We start from the raw sequence: 2,259 nt of genomic DNA, 5'->3' as shown, positions 1-2,259 counted from the left end.
AGTCTCCCGATTAAAGCAAGTAAATCCTTAGTCATTACCTTCTTGCCGTTCCATTCAAAATTACTATGATGGAAATTCCGCTGAATATTATTCCACATATCTAAATTACAACACTATTTTTGTCTGCCCTGTTTCGAAACTAGTAACCTTCTTATGTAATCTACCGTTTATCGCCACGAGCTTTGTCATTCTCGTTTGTTTATGTGTTTGGCAGTATCATAAGTCCTCTTGACATGTAAAATCTTATCTCACCTATTTATCATTCTTATTTTCACAAACCAAGTATTAAAATAGAATACCTTGATGGTATAACCATCATGATCTTTCAATTTTCAAGTAAATCATTTTCCTTTTGTCTATATCGGTACAAGCATTGTCATATTCGTTAGTTTATTAACTACTCCCAGTGATACTGCACACACTATATAAATAATGTTATCCCACCTATTTACGTAATTCTCACAAAATCAAAATATTAAATCAATACTCCATGAATGTACTACCTTCATGAGCTATGATTTTCAGTAAAGCATTATTCATGTTATCCAAAGCATATTTGTGTAATATAAAACAAAGCACTTGTTACCTAATCGGCAATCAAGCGCTTTATAGTTTGCTATATATAATTAATCTTTCCTTCTTTAAACACACGAGCGAATATAGCCATTATTTTTTCCATATTACTTGTAAAATTAAATAGGATTATTCGGGAAATCACTATAATACTTATCAATTAATGCTTTATAATTTTCCTCAGTTGGAATCTCACCTAAATATTTATTTTTCCAAATAATCATTTGGTCACTAAAACTATATTCTGTATCAAACCAATTTGTATAATCATAATGTAACTTAAATTTCCCACTACTCTCTAGAGACATTGTAAAAGAATACCACATTTCTTGCTCATTATCTTTAAAAACCTTTCTTAATTCCTTACTCAATTTATATAATACATCTTCCTTTCTCTCAAATTCATCTTCATCAATTTGAAATTTGAAAGGGATTTCCAAACTATATTTATACTGCTTATTTTCAAGTGTATTATAAAAAAAGTAAGTTCCCCCTCCATCTTCTGATATTTGAGCATAAAAATAAAATTTATTCCAATCTTCTGGAATCATTTCATCAACTGTTTCAGCTATCTCTCTATATAATCTATTCATTTCCTTTTCCATACTCAACCTCCTGCTCTATTCTCAATGATTTTCTTAAATATTCCTTTACCTTCAATTTCATAAACTACTCTATATGACTCTGGTCTTAATGAATTCCCAACAAAAACTGGCTTAATTTTTATAGATACTTTTTTCGGTGGAATCTCTTTCAGAGCGTTTGCCCACTCAGTCTCCATCTTGTACCATTCTCCACCAGAGCGATTAATGTGCCTATTCTGGGCAAGCAAATTATCAATATCTCCAGAACCACGAAACTGCGTACCTATCAAGTGTCCACCATCATCATCAATCAACCTATCTTCTCGACCTACTGCCACTTGCATTGCTGTATTTCTTTTCCCTTTTCCAAGTATTAATTCTTCTACGTTTACATCTACTATTCTACCAAGTTCATCAGTTGTATATTTATAATGTTCCTCAGTTATATAACGTACATTCGGAGCAAGTTCTTTCCTTCCATTCTTTCCTTTAATGATATGATTACCGAAATTTCCAGCTGTTATTTCGGTTATCTTACTATCATTACTCGTACCCTTACCAGATCCCCCACCACTATCCTTCACATCAATCTTACTAATCTCAACTCTACTATCTATTCTATCAAACTGACGCGCACCAAATCCAATTCCACTAAAAGCTAAACTATTAGAACCCGTAAGATTCTTCATATTATTTATCAGATTATTAAAATTCTGTGATGTCGCCACCATCGGTCCTTTGATCATTTTTCCATAGGACTGACTTATTATATTACGAAGTCTAGTCGGCATTAGATTATAAGTGGTTTTAGAAATAGTCTTCCCTGCTGCAGTACCTTTGTCAGCAAGCTTGCCCAACTTACCAGCCTTGTCTAGCTTATCCAATCCCTTCGCACCTATAAGTCCTATAGCCGCTTCTCCTAACATCTCAGACCTTTTCAATCCATCCGCCTCAACAAAGGTGTGATAGTAATCCTTCCCGGCATCTGCCATACCTTCAATCGATATGTTCTTAAATGACTCTATCGTTTGTATCGGATTCGTCGCCATACTGTACAGACCTTGAAATGTACCGACAGCCCCATTTAGCATACCTTTTCCAA

Annotated in this window: 2 protein-coding genes; both read right to left on the bottom strand. The window is 33.7% G+C overall.

Annotated features, from left to right (window positions below; genetic code table 11):
- Positions 1–692: 692 nt before the first annotated feature.
- On the bottom strand, positions 693–1,178 hold the full coding sequence (locus tag H7K77_RS00205) for an antitoxin YezG family protein (protein ID WP_186575722.1): 486 nt from the start codon (positions 1,176–1,178) through the stop codon (positions 693–695).
- A gap of 2 nt (positions 1,179–1,180) precedes the next feature.
- Positions 1,181–1,846, bottom strand: coding sequence for a DNA/RNA non-specific endonuclease (locus H7K77_RS00200; RefSeq protein ID WP_186575723.1), 666 nt, complete (start codon positions 1,844–1,846; stop codon positions 1,181–1,183).
- Positions 1,847–2,259 lie beyond the last annotated feature (413 nt).

The organism is Aquibacillus kalidii (assembly GCF_014280935.1).
Lineage (GTDB): Bacteria > Bacillota > Bacilli > Bacillales > Amphibacillaceae > Aquibacillus_D > Aquibacillus_D kalidii.
The sequence above is the reverse complement of the archived record's forward strand: the minus strand, read 5'-3'. Positions and strand labels throughout refer to the sequence as shown.